The organism is Qipengyuania polymorpha (assembly GCF_019711435.1).
Classification (GTDB): domain Bacteria; phylum Pseudomonadota; class Alphaproteobacteria; order Sphingomonadales; family Sphingomonadaceae; genus Qipengyuania; species Qipengyuania polymorpha.
Genome location: NZ_JAIGNK010000007.1, coordinates 1 through 15594, shown reverse-complemented (window position 1 = coordinate 15594; position 15594 = coordinate 1). Strand labels below are relative to the sequence as shown.

Genomic DNA, 15594 nt, shown 5'->3' with positions numbered 1-15594 from the left:
CCCTTCGAGACGACAAGCGTGATACAAGGCGAATGGACTTGGCAGCATTATCCAATGAGCGAAGCTGGTCTGCGATGCTCGGGTCGTCCTTCAATACCGAGCAAAAGATTGACACGTGCTATCGCGCGAAATGCTAATCCCATTTCTCTCAGAAAGGTGCTCGAAGAGTATTTAAGCCTTTTTCTTGAGGAGGAGTGAGCGCCACCTTTCCTTCAGTGATGAGCGATCGGTCCCGATAATGCCCTGCTCTTCGGCCCATGCTTCGAGGTGGCTTTTCTTCTTGGCTTCCGCCTCGGCGCTGCGACGAAGGGCAATCTCTCGATACTTTTCGTGCAAAGCCTTCCTCGCTGCTGCACGAGCTTCCGCTTCGATTTTTTCCTCCTCTGGTGTCTTTCGAACCTTCGCTTTCTTCGCTTGCTGCTTCTTGAGGCGATCTGCCTCCTGTATCCGACGATTAATGGCTTTTTGCTTCTTCCGCTCTTTCTCGACCTTCTTGCGTGCCTTGGCCCTATCTTGGGCTAGGCGTCTTTGGATCTTAAGCTTTTGGGCTGCCTTGCGCTCTGCCTCCTCTTTAGCGCGTTCACGGGCTGCCTGTTCAGGGGTTAACTTGCGCTTCCAACCAAACGGCACGCGGAACTCGCCAGCGTCACGCTGCACACGCGCAGGATCAGCCTCGTATTGCCCGCCCTTAGAATGATCTAGGCGTCTCGCCAATTCGTCTCACCTATCAATTAACATCCTGTCATGCAGTTCTCGACGCAATGAGCGTCAGTCTATGAGAAAATTAGTCGGAGATTCCGGACAAAAGGCTCATGAACCTTTCAATCGGAAGAAGATTGGTCTCTCCATCGATTTCACCTTTCTCGACTATGCGGGTGACCTTTTTCGCAAGGGATCGTCCGTCCGTCTTCGTCATCTTGAGGCCGAAAGCAGTCTTGATTGGCGCTAGCGGAACGATGAACCCTCGATCGATAAGGCCTTGGACCTCCCAGAGGTTGTCGTAGACATAAGCCTCTTCATCCTCGTCCCATTCGAAACTTAAGATGACATCCCCTGTTTTGCATCTCCACCCACGTGCGTCCCAAAAATATGGCACTTCTTCATCGGAACTTTGTCGTTCCCTACCGAAGGCACTCTCAGCGTATTTTTCTTCCACCTCTTCGGTAGGATCATCGGGAACAGTGACAGCAACGAAGAAACGGCGATCATGCAAGGTGCTATCCCCTCGTGTGATCGCGTTTTTAAGGGAGCCCCTTGAACCTGCGGGGCGAGCATTCCTGCGCATCCTCCACAGTGGTTCAATCCTTTCCAAGTCTTCGATTGTTAGTGAAGAACTCCGTGCGAATATCTTTTCTAGCCAAACCGCAATGTGTTCGGCTTCTTCGGATTCGAGCGATACTGCAGCTTCCAATCCAAAATCGATTTCATCAGCCTCAAATGCCAGCCCATTGGAGGAGGCGTTCGCAGAACCAACGATTGCACCATCGCCACTCAGCATCACTTTGGCGTGTAGTCCGTCCAAAAAATTTACATTTGCGCCACGTAGGATCAATTCGCGCAAAGTGGTTGGATTACACGCGCCACTGAATGCATCGCAAACAATTCGCGACCCAGACATGTCTGATGGGAAGTCCAGCAGATCAGTGACGCCTCCTCCCCAATAGGCGATAGCCGCATCAAACTTTCCCGCAGAAGCAATCCGCGACATCTCATTCTTCACGTTCGACCCAACCAAAAATTTCAATTTGCCTACCCCCTTGAGTTCAAATTGGCGTTCTCGGAAAGACGCTAGTCAATTGCGGTTTGATATCAAATGATCTGGCACAATCGACGAAGTGGATGAGGCCACATACCCCACCGTAAAGCCACATTGGGGCTTAATAAGCTGTTGCCCTACTGTCGCTCCAATCTTGCATGTCCATCGGTCTGCGCTAACCTTAATTTGTGGATAGGCATCGAAATTCGCTTGGATACAGAATTGGCCATGATGGCGAGGCCATGATCGTCGAAGGGATCGATGATCAGGGAACGATTATCAGCATCTACGACGCAACGCGTGGCGCGACACAAGGGCTGCATTGCGAGTGCGAAGCTGCTTTGATCGCAAAACAAGGTGACGAATTGGCGTGGCACTTTGCACACGCAAGTAATCAATCTGGGGCATGCGCTGCCGCAACTAAGGCGACCGCTTTAAGGTTCATACGGAAGGTTCTGGAAGATGCTGGCGCGATCACACTTCCCGAGGTGGACCGTGCCGTCCGTGTGCAGTCGATCCATTCTTTTGTAGCCGAAGGATACGGTGATTTCCCAATTCATAGGGTCTCGGGATCACCGCATCCTGAGCTAGCGATTGTTGCGAAACTGAAGAAGAAATCTTCTGCCCAAATCTTAGAGCGGGCGCGGGCAAAAAATCTCTCTGCAATGGAAATCGCACTCCATGCCTTTCGCAATCGGTCGGATGCCGAGATTGCAGAAGCCATCATCGACCACGCTCCTCGAAAATGGCTTCATAGGGTTCTCAATACTCAATCTCACAAACTCAGTTTTCCGCGGGATATCGAGAAGATTAGGCGCGGGTTAGGTTTCGCTTAACAGCGATTTCGTCATCCCTGCCGCTGTGCCTGCCGAATATTTTCCATGCTAGACTAAGCGGCGTCAGCCAGCATCAGACCAGTCATTCGATCATACGCTGAGGAGAGGTATTCTTCGTTGCGATCAATCCCGATGAATTTTCGACCATTCTCCAATGCCGCTACCCCTGTAGAACCGCTGCCTGCGAACGGATCGAAAATGATTTTCGCATCGGTGTTCTCGATCGCTCTGCGGGGAAGTTCGACTGGAAATGGTGCAGGGTGTGAATTGTGGCGCTCTGGCTGAATTGTCCAGACGTCCTTCGCGTTGCAGCCACCTTTGCGAAGTCGGAACTTGGGCTTCGCCATGACGACAATCCATTCGTGCGACGGGAGGAAGAATGAGCGGTTGAAGTTAATTCCACTCTTCCGATTCCAGATGATGATCTGACGCACTGGAAGTTCGGGATTAAGGTCGAGCGGGGTTTGCAAGATACCATTCTGAACCCGAGGCTTGTGGTTGTAAAAAATCGCTCCGTTCTCGGGAATGAGCCGCCAGCATTCTTGCAGCACGCTTTTTTGCCATTCGACATATTCATCAGGATCGCGCGCGTCATCATAGTCGCCGTATCCCTCGGCCAGTGCAGCTTTCGGCCACATCGAACGCGTGCCTGCATACTTCAGACCACCACCAGAGGAGAATGCGAGATTATATGGGGGCGACGTAAATACCAGATCGACCGATGCTGACGGCATTTTGCGCATCACTTCGAGGCAGTCTCCATGGTGCAGTTCGAACTGGGGCCCTTTGAATTTCGCTTCAATATCAGGACGGCTGCCGCTCAGCTTGGTTTGAGGGACGAACTTTCGGGCACCTTGCACGGTCGCCGCGACAGCCCGTGACATTCGAACAGACGCGCGGGCCTGAAATGAGCACTGTTCAACCGAAATGGACTCCTTCAATTTCTGTTGCCCCGTCGGAGGCAACAGACGCCAACGCTCTGGTTGGCTGGCAGCTTCGACGCGGGAAATATTCTCGCGCGCGAGACGACGATACCAATTGTAAACCGATCCCTCCGCGGGCCTCGAACCGCTCTTCCTCAACTTGTCTCGGATGTCTTTGGCGGTTTTCCAATCGGCATCGAGCATAGCGAGCAATACCGAATTAGACGGCCTGCGACTGCGCGTCTTGCTGGTAGCCTTTTTCACTGGCTCGTTTGACGTGGCCTCGATCGCTGCGATCTTGCCAGTTGCTTTCGTCTCACGCCCTTCGAAATTGGCCTCACTCTTTATTGTGCCAACCAGTCTCAACAGACCATCGCGCATTGTTTCGAGAGCTTCTTCGGCGTGAACCGCTCGATCATTGGCGGCGGTAATCTCTGTCGAAATCGCGACCTCAAGGCTGGTCAGAATATCGGTGATTGTGCAGTTCATTCTCGCAAACTCCTTCAAGATTTGGTGGCTAAAGGATGCGTGAGAATGAATTTTAGTCGAGTTCCTTACGGTTCTCTCATCGGTTTTGAGCCAACATCTTGTCATCGGTTTAGACATCGGTTTTGTCGTCGGCTCGCGTCCGAAACGGTGCGCCATGTCTGACACCCAAAGATATCTCTCGCTCATTGAGCGACAAAGGAAGAAGCTTGATTACGCGCCCGTAATTGAAGCGGCTTTTCGTGACGCAGTGATAGATTTGGGGCCGAACCCATCTTTTACGGAGTTGGCAAAATGGCTGACTGGGAGAGTTCATCCTAGCGTCTCCGCCAAAGAAAATTCTCGGTGGGTCGCCCAACAGGTCAAGGACTGGCTTTATCTCGACGGGATCGAACCTTCCGAACCAAACCTCCGCGATTTCTTATCAAACTGCCGTGGCTTGCCTGAACGGCGACGGACGAAGTGGCTACGTGATGCTGGTTTCCGCTTCACCGCTTTTGAGATGTGGCAAAGAATGAAACCCACATTCTTAGTCGTCGATGGCGAGGAGCGCACTAGGTTCCTAGAAGGCAAACTGGAACATCACATGGAGAGAACCTCTAAGGTCGCTCGCTCGTTACGGTCAGCGCTTCACATTCCAGAATAACTAAATTTGCGGTGATTGCGACGCTTTTTTAAGTTCGAAGTTAGTTGCTAATTTACGAGGATAAATAAGGGAAACAGGAGAGCCCTATGTCAAACCTCGACACAATTTTTCACGAAGTTCAAAGTCTTGGCCTTTGCCGCACCCAAGAAGATTTCTCAGTCGACTTCCTCGGCAAATCACCCGGATACATGGCGTATCTTCGCTCCTCCAACGCGCCCGTTTGTCTCACTTCCATCAAATTGCTGTTTGAACGGCTCAAATCACACTGCCCCAGTTCCGATGATAGTAGATGGCACGACGAACGGGCGCGCATGCGCTCTTTGATCATCGCCGTTCAGGTGATGTGGAACGGCGAATGCGAATTACGCCATTTGCCGCCGTGGCATCGAGCGACAGCGATCTGATCATGTCATGTAGGGAAGGCCAGCAAATCTTTGCACCTTGTCCCACACGGATGGCCCTCTTTCCCTACAGACGCTGAAACCAGCGCCATTCAGTTCGTTGTAAACGCTCTCCATAACAGTCCGCCCGGGCGATCGATTTGCCTTGCCGACAATTTCACAGATCAACCATTCCCCGCCCTCAAGCTCCAAATGAACGAGCCCGATCGTCTCGTCGCGATCCATAATGCGAAGAAAGACAGACCTCCCAGCGAGACTGTCGAATGAGAATGAGGCGGAGCAATTTCGCAAATATTTTCCTAGCTCACGAAGTTCGCCGACTGTTTGAACTGGCACGAGAACGTCGCTCCGATATGGCGATGCCGCCAACTGAAGGCCAGAAGTCCATTTTTCGATAAGCTTCGGTAGCGAACGACGCTTGCTCAGACCCCGGAGATCATCATCAATGCGTCTCGCATCCACACCGTTTTCAATGAGAATTCTGCGGGCCTCGGCGAAATGGCGCACGTCTTCGCGATTGTGGAACAACGCCAGAACCGTCGGCGTGCGCAATGAGGTTGGAGCACCCCGCCATCTCATGAGCATATCGAGATTGAGATCGCGCAAGTGGGTAAACCTCTTACGTTCGGAGGGAGAATGGCGGCGAAGAAGATGCGCCAGCATTCGATAATATACCGGAGGATGATAAGCGCGCGCCGATCGTCTCAACGCGGGTCTGAACCCCTCGGGGGCACGAGGGACACACTGCGATAACATCTCGTCGTGTGAACGGTGTTGCAGTGTGTCGAGGTCGGCCTTCGACGGCTCATGGGGACTGCATGCAATACATGCGGAAATGACTTGCCGCCGTTCATGTGAACTTCTGAGAAAATGGCCTGCGAGACCGGGGGCACGAACGTCGAGTTCACCGAGAACGTCTAGTATCCAATGCTTTATGAAAACCTCCTTCCGTTTGAAGTCCGCCATACATCAATAAGGGAAGGACCGGGGAATAAATAAATTGACGGCGCGTTAGGCTCTCAGGCTAAATAGTTTCGACATATCCGCAGGGCGTTACTGAATAAGGGTGGCCCGCCTGAAATACCGCTTCGGACTCAGACGGAGAGGGAAGAACCATTGGGGCCAGAGCCTGATGGCATGTTGAGCGGACAACGGTCGCGGCTAAGGCGAAGTCAAAAACGCTTAGCAAAAGATGGCGGTCCCTGTCACACGCTGACACACCGCTTGCTTCAGGACGGTCTAGAATAAAGCGGCGGCTGCTCTGAAGTGCTCTCCCTCGCGGGAGTAACCACGATGCATCCAATTTGGGTGCGGAGGGCGCGCTAATGATCGGTTTCGGATCGTCACGATCGCAGGATTAAACAATCTGCAATGCGCGAGCCAACGTCGGGTGATGTCAATTGCACGCCAAGATTCCTTCCCCTTTCTCTGCGAAGAGGTGCTGTTTCTAATCTGGGAATGGACTTCGTAGGGAGGGGGGGATGAGAGTTGTCAGGGCTCAAATCATTGCATGCCCTGCGCGCAGCTTCACCGAAGCTGCTTGCTGAGGGATCGCCGCAACGAAGTGAAGGAGATCGATCAGCAAGCCGGAGGGCGCGAATGCGCCGCCGTGATCGATTGAACTGGATGTTTCTCCAGTAATCTCCCGATTTGACCCAATGAGACTGATTTCCCCGTTGCCCTCATAACCTATTGAACTAAGGTCCTCGGATAGGGGTCATTGGGGTCAGTTTCTCTTGTCGACGGACATTCACTCAAAGCTATATGCTCACGAGCTTCGGCGACGTCACGCTACAGGTGACGCAGAAAAACTGGCAGGCACTCTCCTAGATGCGCAAGTCGATCTTAACCCCCATCAGGTGGCCGCGGCCCTCTTCGCCTTCCAATCACCGTTGTCGAAAGGGGCGATACTCGCCGACGAGGTTGGTCTCGGCAAAACCATCGAAGCTGGCCTATTGCTTTCTCAACGGTGGACAGAGGGCGCACGCCGCATTCTAGTGATCACCCCTGCTAATCTCCGCAAGCAGTGGGCTCAGGAGATGGCCGAGAAGTTTTTTCTCCCGACGACCATTTTGGAAGCCGCGAGCTACAAAAGGCTAGAGGCGGACGGGATGAGGCCGTTCGAACAAAATGCCATCATTATCTGCTCTTTGCCCTTCGCCGCCCGTCATGAAGAAGAGATCATGACAACGAGGTGGGACTTGGCCGTGATTGATGAGGCCCACAGATTGCGCAATGTCTACAAGAACTCGAATAAGACTGGGAAGGCTCTCAAGAGCGCACTGGCCAATGTGCCGAAGGTATTGTTGACCGCCACGCCGCTGCAAAATTCGCTCATGGAGCTTTATGGACTGGTCAGCATCATCGACGATTATGCTTTCGGTGACGCCAAAAGTTTCAGGGCTCAATATGCACAGCGTGGCGACGCGAATTTCGACAGCCTTAAGGAACGTCTTACGCCTCTGTGCCATCGAACCTTGCGGCGGCAGGTTACGGAATATGTCTCTTACACGAACCGTGTTCCGCTAACTGAAGAATTCACCCCCACTGAAGCTGAGCGGCAACTCTACAAGGATGTCTCGGACTATCTCCAAAGGGACGAATTAGAGGCATTGCCATCGAGCCAGCGAACGCTGATGACCTTGGTGATGCGGAAGCTCCTTGCGTCGTCAACGTTCGCGATCGCGGGAATGCTGCACAATTTGGCAGCCAAGCTTGAGCGCCAGTTGAAGACCGACCAGTTCGTCCGGAAAGCCATTTTCGAAGCTGAAGCTGATGAGGATATCGATGGCTTCCGCGAAACTCGCGAAGAGTGGGGCGCAGAAAACATCGACGATGATGCTGATTTCGAACCTGAACTTCTCACGGAAGAACAACGCGCAACTATCGGGCTCGAAATCGAGGAGCTTCGCACCTTTGCTGACGAGGCTACCGCCATCACCCAGAATGCTAAGGGTGAGGCTTTATTGAAAGCACTTCGTGCGGGCTTTGATAAGGCTGAGGAACTGGGGGCTGCCCGCAAAGCGATCATCTTCACGGAGAGCCGCAGGACGCAGGATTATCTTGTCAGCCTGCTCTCCGCGAATAGCTACGCCGACAAGCTGGTTCTTTTCAACGGATCCAACACCGACGAGCGATCAAAGGCGATCTACAGCGATTGGGTCGATAAGCATCGCGGTTCGGATAGGGTTACTGGCTCTCGCTCCGCGGACATTCGTGCTGCCTTGGTCGATCACTTTCGCGACAGCGCTGAGATAATGATTGCAACTGAGGCAGCGGCGGAAGGCATCAACCTCCAGTTCTGTTCGATCGTCGTAAACTACGACCTGCCGTGGAACCCGCAACGGATTGAGCAGAGGATTGGTCGTTGTCATCGTTACGGCCAAAAACATGATGTCGTCGTCGTTAATTTCCTCAATAGGGAGAACGCCGCCGACCAGCGGGTTTACGAACTCCTGAACGAGAAATTCCAATTGTTCGAGGGCGTGTTCGGTGCGTCGGACGAAGTGCTCGGTGCGATCGGTTCAGGCGTCGATTTCGAAAAGCGCATTTCCGAAATCTACCAGAACTGCCGCACCGCGGAAGACATCGAGGCAAGCTTCAAAGCGCTGCGGGCAGAGATGGAGCAGGAAATCGACGCGACCATGCAGGACACGCGCCGCACCCTGCTCGAACATTTTGATGCAGAAGTGCATGATCGACTGAAGATCAATCTCGATCGCAGCAAGGAATACATGAACCGCTATGAGCGCAAGCTTTGGGCGGTCACCAAGCATGAACTTGGCCGCGATGCTGCCTTCGACGATGATCACCTCACGTTTACTCTCAAAAAGGCGGTCGGCCCATCGCAGCCCGGGGGGTTCTTTCTCGGCAAGGCGGGACTCGACGGCCACCGATATCGTATCGGTCATCCGCTGGCGCAGTTTCTGTTGGACATTGCCGCGCAGCGCGATCTGCCACCGCGCCATCTCGTGTTCGACTATACAAACTGGGAAGCCACCTCGGCGGCTCTCAAACCGTTTGTAGGTCTGAGAGGCTCGATTGCATGCCGAGTGCTCTCAGTGACTGGTGTTGATGCGCAAGATCATATCGTTCTGGCTGCGATCACCGATGAAGGCAAAGCGATCGATCCCACGGCGGCTCGGCGTCTATTTGATCTCCCTGTGAATGCCCGCAAGGCAGATAAAATGCCTGACGATTTGGGAGGGGCGCTCGACGAACAATTCTCCGAAATCCTTACGGCCATCGATGCGCAGCGAGCCGATTGGTTACAGCAGGAAATGGACAAACTCGACGATTGGGCTGAGGACAAAAGGACTGGCCTCAAAGCCGACTTGAAGAAATACGACGACGAACTGGCCGATCTAAAAAAACGGGTGCGTCTCGCCGGATCATTGCAGGACAAGCTCACCCTCCAACGCGCAAAGCAGCAGTGCGAAAAGAAACGCGATGAGGCTTGGCGGGCCTATGATGGCGAAGCCAAGGAGATTGAGGAGCGCAAGGAGCGTCTGCTTGACCGGGTGGCCGAGCAACTCACACAAGACACCGAGACGACTGACCTTTTCACGATAACCTTTGAGATCATATGACCGACACCTCGAACGACCAGCCCGAGCCCTTCGACCTCAAGTCGGATGATGTCGCCGCCCGCAAGCGCGCCGACTTTAAGCGGCTGTTTCCGGAAGTTTTCAATGAGGACAAGATCGACCTCGACCAGCTTCGTCGGGTCTTAGGCGATTGGGTCGATGAGGGATCGGAGCGCTTTGGCCTCACATGGCCGGGTAAGGCAGCATGTATGCGCGTGATCCAAGCGCCCGCCACAGGCGGACTGCGACCCGACCGCGACGAGAGCGTGAATTTCGATGAGAGCGAGAATGTCTTCATCGAGGGCGATAATCTCGAAGTGCTCAAGCTTTTGCAGAAGGCATATTTCGGCAAGATCAAAATGATTTACATCGACCCGCCTTACAACACGGGCAAAGAATTTATTTACCCCGACAAGTATGCTGAAACTCTCGGGACATATCTTAGCTATACTGGCCAAAGGGGTGACGACGGAAGGCGCTTTTCCACAAACAGCGAAGAAGACGGAAGGCTGCATTCGAACTGGATCAACATGATGTATCCGCGACTTTACCTCGCGCGAAACCTTTTAAAGGATGATGGTGTAATCTTTGTCAGCATCGACGACAACGAGGCTGCGAACCTCCGCCAACTTTGCGACCAAGTTTTCGGTCAAGAGAACCATCTAGTCACGATGTATGTGCAAGTAAGGTATCCCGGAAAAACCTTGGCTGAGAAGAACGACTACCAAAAATTAATCGAGCAGGTTTTGGTTTATACCAAGGCCGATTTTTCTCCAAAAAAGGAGTCGGAGGAATACAAGATTGAGAAATTCTGCTGGCACATTGACGAGTTAGAAGAAGGACACGTCACCTCCATCGGCGGACGGGACGTCGAGATATTCAAGCCCGGCCAGTATAAGATTACCAAGGTGCCACCCTCAACCTCGGCGCTGAAGGAGACTTGGGCCACTGGCTCCGTGCTGAAAGTCAACGCTTCCGGGAAGTATTTTGGGAAAAACCTTGCTCCGCGAAAGTCGCAGGACGGGTTAAAAGTGTTATACAAGGTGAAGGGAATTGGGGAGGACGGCTTAGGTTTCAGATATTTTACTGGGCCACAAAAAGAGTCAGCTACGAAAGGTAAGTTTTTTTCAGGGGTCCCTTTAAAGCGACTGGAGCAAATGAAAACTGGTTCGGCCAGAAAAGAAAAGCCCATTCTCAATTTTCACAACTTCGCTGACGCCTTTGGCAATTGCCGTCACGAGGGAGCCATCGACTTCCGTGGTGGTAAGAAGCCTATTGAATTCTTGAAAACGCTCATTCGACAATCTTTGGCTTCAGACGAACAGGACATCGTTCTCGATTTCTTCGCGGGTTCCGCCAGCACCGCGCATGCCGTGTTTGACCTCAATAAAGAGGACGGGGGGAACCGCAAATTCATCATGGTTCAGTTGCCAGAGCCGGTCTCAGAAGAAGATCGGCAAGAGCATTTCAATACGATCTCGGAATTGTCGCGAGAGCGCATTCGTAGGGCCGCGTCGAAACTCGCTCCGCATGCTGAGAAGGGAAGCCCATCTAATATTGATTATGGTTTCCGCGCTTTCAATCTGAGCCCATCCTCCTTTACTAGTTGGGATGCAGCATCTGATATTGCCCAAGATGATCTGCTCGCTGAGATCGAAGGTCACGCCTCGCATACGAGTGAGAGCGCCACTGATGACGACATTCTGTTTGAACTCCTCCTAAAGGATGGGTTCGAACTTACTACGAAGGTGGAACAAGCCTCCGTCGCGGGCGGCAAAGCCTACAGCGTAGCAGATGGCGCATTACTGATCTGCCTTGAGCGCAATCTCACAAAAGACATCATTGATGCCCTCGCCGATCTGGCCGAGAAAGAGGACGCTGCGCGCGTAGTTTGCCTCGACGCAGGCTTCCAAGGGAACGATCAACTCAAGACCAATGCGGTCCAGACCTTCAAGTCGCGCCTCGGGCATGGCGAGGACGGCAGCATCTTCCGCACGGTTTGAGAGGGGTTCACTGATGAAGCTAAAGTTCGATCCCTCGCTGGACTATCAGCACACCGCAATCTCCGCGATTGCAGACCTCTTTGAAGGGCAAGCGACGGGGACCGTCGAGACCGAAACGGGCGCGGCAATTACCGATGGTCTGATCCAGACCGAGCACGGGCTGGGCAACGCGATAACTCTATCGAACGAGCAGATTTTCGAGAATCTCAAGGCGGTTCAAGAGGCGAATGATGTCTCGTCGGCTCGCAACATCGAAGAGCTTGATTTCGCGGTCGAAATGGAAACTGGCACGGGTAAGACTTACGTCTATCTACGCAGCGCTTTCGAACTGGCGCATCGATACGGGTTCCGCAAATTCATCATCGTAGTGCCTTCGGTGGCGATCCGCGAGGGCGTGCTTAAGAGTCTTGAGGTCATGGGTGACCATTTCCGCTCTCTCTATGACGCAATGCCATTTAACTTCGATCTTTACGATTCGAAGCATCCGAGCCGCGTTAGGCAGTTCGCGGGAGGCCAGCATTTACAGTTCTTGGTGATGAACATCCAAGCCTTCATCAAGGATGCGGGCGAAGGTGAAACAAGCGGTAATATAATCTACCGCGACAGCGACAAGATGGGCGGAAAGCCGATTGAGTTTCTCTCGCAGACGAACCCCTTCGTCATCATCGACGAGCCTCAGCGCATGGATACCGATAAGGCAGCGGCGGCAATCCAGCGCCTGAATCCCGCTGCGATCTTCCGCTACTCGGCCACGCACAAGGATACGCGAAACCTCCTCTTCCGACTTGGGCCTGTTGAGGCGTTCGAGCGGCAACTGGTCAAACGTATCGAAGTGGATAGCATCGGAGCGGATGATCGATCATCCGATCCATACGTGAAGTTCCTAAAGGCTGACCATACAAAGTCGCCGATACAGGCACAGGTCGAGATTTTCAAAATGGCCGCGGGCGGGCCTAAGCGCGGTAAGGTCACCGTGAAAAAGGGCGACACACTCTTTCAAAAGTCCAAAGAGAACCCCGCATATTCCGACCTGATGATTTCGGACATCGACGCGACACCGAATGCCGAACGGCTTCACTTCCAAAACGGGCTCAAGCTCAAACTGCATGAAGAGATGGGCGGTGCCGCGGACGACGTGACCAAGCTCATGATCGAGCGCGCAGTCGAGCATCATTTACGAAAAGAGCGCGAGATGAAGGGCCGCGGGATCAAGGTGCTCACCCTGTTCTTCCTCGATCGCGTGGCCGACTATCGCATTTATGGCGACAACAATACCACCAGCCTAGGACAAGTCGGGAAGTGGTTTGAGGAGGCCTATTCCGAACTGGCCGAAAAGCACTACTCGGATGTCGCGACCTACCCTGCCGAAGCGGTGCACGACGGCTATTTCTCAAAGGACGGGAAGGGTAAGCCGAAAGAAACGACTGGTAAGACAAAAGCCGATGAGGACACTTACCATCTCATCATGACCCACAAAGAGCGCCTGCTCGATCCTCAGACACCGCTGCGGTTCATTTTCAGCCATTCGGCGCTCGCCGAGGGGTGGGACAATCCGAATGTTTTCCAAATCTGTGTTTTGCAAGCGGTCGGGAGCACGATGCGCCGTCGCCAGCAAATCGGTCGCGGCCTCCGTCTTCCTGTGAATACCGAGGGCGAGCGGGTGAAGGACCAGTCCGTCAACCGCTTGGTCGTCATCTCGAATGAGGACTATCAATCTTTCGCCAAGACGCTCCAATCGGAATATGAGGGCGAGAGCGGCGTGAAGTTTGGGGAAGTCGCGCGTGACGCCTTCGCCAAAATGATCCGCAAGGTCGGTGACAGTGATGAACCTCTAGGCGTCGATGGCTCCAATGAGGTTTGGGAAACTTTGCGCAGCCAAGGTTATTTGGACGGCAAAGGCGTGGTAGACACAGACAAATTCCGCCCCGACGACCTCACATTCGTGTTCGAATTGCCGGGACATGACGATATCGCCAAACCTGTGAAGGACGAACTGCGGCGCTATCTCATCTCGCGCCATGTTCGACCCACCCGTGACAAGCGAACTCTCAGTTTCCGCAAACAGGTTCACATGGGCGACGACTTCAAGGCGCTGTGGGATCGGATAAGCCAGAAAACTCGCTACCGTGTGGAATTCTCGACCGACGACCTAATCGCCAAGGCAGTCGAGCGCATCAAGGGCATGGAGCATATCAGCCCGCTAGTTATCTCGGCCCAGAAAGTGGCGGTTTCCGTGGAGCATTCGGGAGTTGCCGCGAGTGGCGTGCTAGACCGAAAGGTTAGCACTTCGAGGCTTACTGGGAAGCTGCCTGACATTCTTGGGCAGCTTCAACGTGAAACAGAACTCACGCGAAGCACACTCGCCGAGATACTCAAGCAGTGTGGCAAACTCGGCGAGTTCATCGGTAATCCCCAGACATTCATCCTGCACGCTGCCCGCGAAATTCAGGGTGCGCTGCATGATCTGATGATCGACGGCATCCAATATGAGAAGATCGACGGCGTTCACTATGAAATGGCGCGGTTCGAGCAAGAAGCGGAAAAGGGGATAACCCGCTACCTCAACCGTCTCTACGAAGTGAAAAACAAGAATCGCTCGCTCTACGATTTCGTCGAATATGACAGCGAGGTCGAGCGCGATTTCGCTGAGGCGCTCGACGTGAATGAGCACGTGAAATTCTTCTGCAAGCTTCCGGGATGGTTTGTCATCGACACGCCAGTCGGACCCTACAATCCTGATTGGGCATTCGTGACTGAACGACACGATAAGCTCTTCTTTGTGCGAGAAACGAAGAGCACATTAGAGCGGGGGAAACGGCGTCAGCAAGAAAATCAAAAGACGGACTGTGGCAAAAAGCACTTTGCTACTTTGGGAGAAGATTACGCCGTCGTTACCGAACTGGCCGAGGTGGAATTCTAGACTGCTTGTAGTGTATGAGACTGAAAAGGGGGCGGGGTTTGAGAGGTTTTCTATTAGTCGTGCTTGCGGTTTTCTGTGCTGGCTGCGGCACAGAGAAGTCCGATATGGGCGAAGGCATTGAAGAGAGTGAAATCGCGTCGGTTCCATCGTCCGTAGAAAGCGAAATCGCTGAAGTCCCAACCATATTTTCCGACGGATTTATCGGATCGCTTGGTGATAGTCAGGCCTCACGCTGGCTTGAGGCACAGCCGCACTTGGCCATCGGCGGCGCGGGATATGTTGATTGCCTGTTTCGAGATAATTCGGGTTCCATCAGGATGGCGGCAACCAACAGAGATACGGTATGGCGATATGCTATTAATAGTAAAGCAGGCCTCATCGAACTCTTAACTGGCGAGATTTTTCGTGAGGTAGGTGAAGGATATCAGGTTCTGAGCTATAGGAGGGGCAACCTTACTTTGAGAGGCGGTAATTCTTCTGCGCGGCCATACTTGGTCACGTTCGCCCTAAGGCCCGACGAAGGTTATCCATATAGCCGTGAAAGTAAGTTTTCGACATTAAGGGCTACACTTCGGTCAAATCAACAAAACCCTCCGCTGGTTGACGAAGACATTGGTTTGAACATGGTTTGTAGTTCATCGGATTCTGGCGATACGTCGACAATGGACGATCAGCACGATCCATACACATTGACGGAAGCGCAACGCCAAAATCTCTGCGATGTAGTCGTCGCATTTGCTGGCGACGTGATTGACTGGAATAGGTCTGGGTATTCGCAGCCATATATAGAGGCAAAAGTTGAAACAGCTTTTGATTCAGATGATCCTGAAATGCGCTACCTCAAACAAAAAGTGCTGAAAATGGTCAGCCATTTTTCGGTGGCTACTCATCGCATCGATGGTGAACCGATCTCGATAGAAAGCGCTGAAGGTTTTAAAAAGTATTGGCAGGTTCATTGCGCCGATCCCGTCTAAGCAGGGTCTATCAGTTCAGATTGCGTCAAAATTGCGATCGCTCATGCTGCTGCCTCAAATAGC

11 protein-coding genes are annotated in these 15594 nt (G+C 53.0%); 7 read left to right on the top strand and 4 right to left on the bottom strand.

Going from position 1 to position 15594, the window contains the following annotated elements; translation table 11 throughout:
* Positions 1-171: 171 nt before the first annotated feature.
* Positions 172-714 (bottom strand): hypothetical protein, encoded by a 543-nt coding sequence (locus K3152_RS14030; protein WP_221574766.1) that lies wholly within the window; start codon positions 712-714, stop codon positions 172-174.
* A gap of 70 nt (positions 715-784) precedes the next feature.
* Positions 785-1744: a phospholipase D family protein gene (locus tag K3152_RS14025; RefSeq protein WP_221574765.1), complete on the bottom strand. Its 960-nt coding sequence runs from the start codon at positions 1742-1744 to the stop codon at positions 785-787.
* A 254-nt stretch (positions 1745-1998) separates the two neighbouring features.
* Between K3152_RS14025 and K3152_RS14020 the strand changes: the two genes are divergently transcribed.
* Positions 1999-2592: a competence protein CoiA family protein gene (locus tag K3152_RS14020; protein WP_221574764.1), complete on the top strand. Its 594-nt coding sequence runs from the start codon at positions 1999-2001 to the stop codon at positions 2590-2592.
* 53 nt (positions 2593-2645) lie between these two features.
* Here K3152_RS14020 and K3152_RS14015 read toward each other — a convergent pair whose 3' ends face one another.
* Positions 2646-4004 carry a DNA-methyltransferase gene (locus K3152_RS14015; protein ID WP_221574763.1) on the bottom strand — a complete coding sequence of 453 codons (1359 nt, stop codon included), beginning with the start codon at positions 4002-4004 and terminating at the stop codon, positions 2646-2648.
* A 154-nt stretch (positions 4005-4158) separates the two neighbouring features.
* Here K3152_RS14015 and K3152_RS14010 point away from each other — a divergent pair, with 154 nt between their 5' ends.
* Positions 4159-4647 (top strand): hypothetical protein, encoded by a 489-nt coding sequence (locus K3152_RS14010; RefSeq protein WP_221574762.1) that lies wholly within the window; start codon positions 4159-4161, stop codon positions 4645-4647.
* An 86-nt stretch (positions 4648-4733) separates the two neighbouring features.
* Positions 4734-5051, top strand: coding sequence for a DUF6626 family protein (locus K3152_RS14005; protein ID WP_221574761.1), 318 nt, complete (start codon positions 4734-4736; stop codon positions 5049-5051).
* Here K3152_RS14005 and K3152_RS14000 read toward each other — a convergent pair whose 3' ends face one another.
* A complete protein-coding gene (locus tag K3152_RS14000; RefSeq protein ID WP_221574760.1) occupies positions 5052-5654 on the bottom strand; it encodes a hypothetical protein in 603 nt (200 codons plus the stop codon).
* A gap of 1130 nt (positions 5655-6784) precedes the next feature.
* Here K3152_RS14000 and K3152_RS13995 point away from each other — a divergent pair.
* The 4 genes from K3152_RS13995 to K3152_RS13980 all read left to right on the top strand — a co-directional run bounded on the left by K3152_RS13995 (position 6785) and on the right by K3152_RS13980 (position 15531).
* A complete protein-coding gene (locus K3152_RS13995) occupies positions 6785-9637 on the top strand; it encodes an SNF2-related protein (RefSeq protein ID WP_221574759.1) in 2853 nt (950 codons plus the stop codon).
* On the top strand, positions 9634-11637 hold the full coding sequence (locus tag K3152_RS13990) for a site-specific DNA-methyltransferase (RefSeq protein WP_221574758.1): 2004 nt from the start codon (positions 9634-9636) through the stop codon (positions 11635-11637). Before K3152_RS13995 ends, K3152_RS13990 begins: the two co-directional genes overlap by 4 nt.
* A gap of 13 nt (positions 11638-11650) precedes the next feature.
* Positions 11651-14557, top strand: coding sequence for a restriction endonuclease (locus K3152_RS13985; protein ID WP_221574757.1), 2907 nt, complete (start codon positions 11651-11653; stop codon positions 14555-14557).
* 104 nt (positions 14558-14661) lie between these two features.
* A complete protein-coding gene (locus K3152_RS13980; protein WP_221574756.1) occupies positions 14662-15531 on the top strand; it encodes a hypothetical protein in 870 nt (289 codons plus the stop codon).
* Positions 15532-15594: the final 63 nt, after the last annotated feature.

Coding starts and splice junctions, on each gene's coding strand:
- K3152_RS14020 (WP_221574764.1), top strand. CDS start 1,999: ATGATCGTCGAAGGGATCGATGATCAGGGAACGATTATCAGCATCTAC.
- K3152_RS14015 (WP_221574763.1), bottom strand. CDS start 4,004: ATGAACTGCACAATCACCGATATTCTGACCAGCCTTGAGGTCGCGATT.
- K3152_RS14010 (WP_221574762.1), top strand. CDS start 4,159: ATGTCTGACACCCAAAGATATCTCTCGCTCATTGAGCGACAAAGGAAG.
- K3152_RS13985 (WP_221574757.1), top strand. CDS start 11,651: ATGAAGCTAAAGTTCGATCCCTCGCTGGACTATCAGCACACCGCAATC.
- K3152_RS13980 (WP_221574756.1), top strand. CDS start 14,662: ATGGGCGAAGGCATTGAAGAGAGTGAAATCGCGTCGGTTCCATCGTCC.
- K3152_RS14005 (WP_221574761.1), top strand. CDS start 4,734: ATGTCAAACCTCGACACAATTTTTCACGAAGTTCAAAGTCTTGGCCTT.
- K3152_RS13990 (WP_221574758.1), top strand. CDS start 9,634: ATGACCGACACCTCGAACGACCAGCCCGAGCCCTTCGACCTCAAGTCG.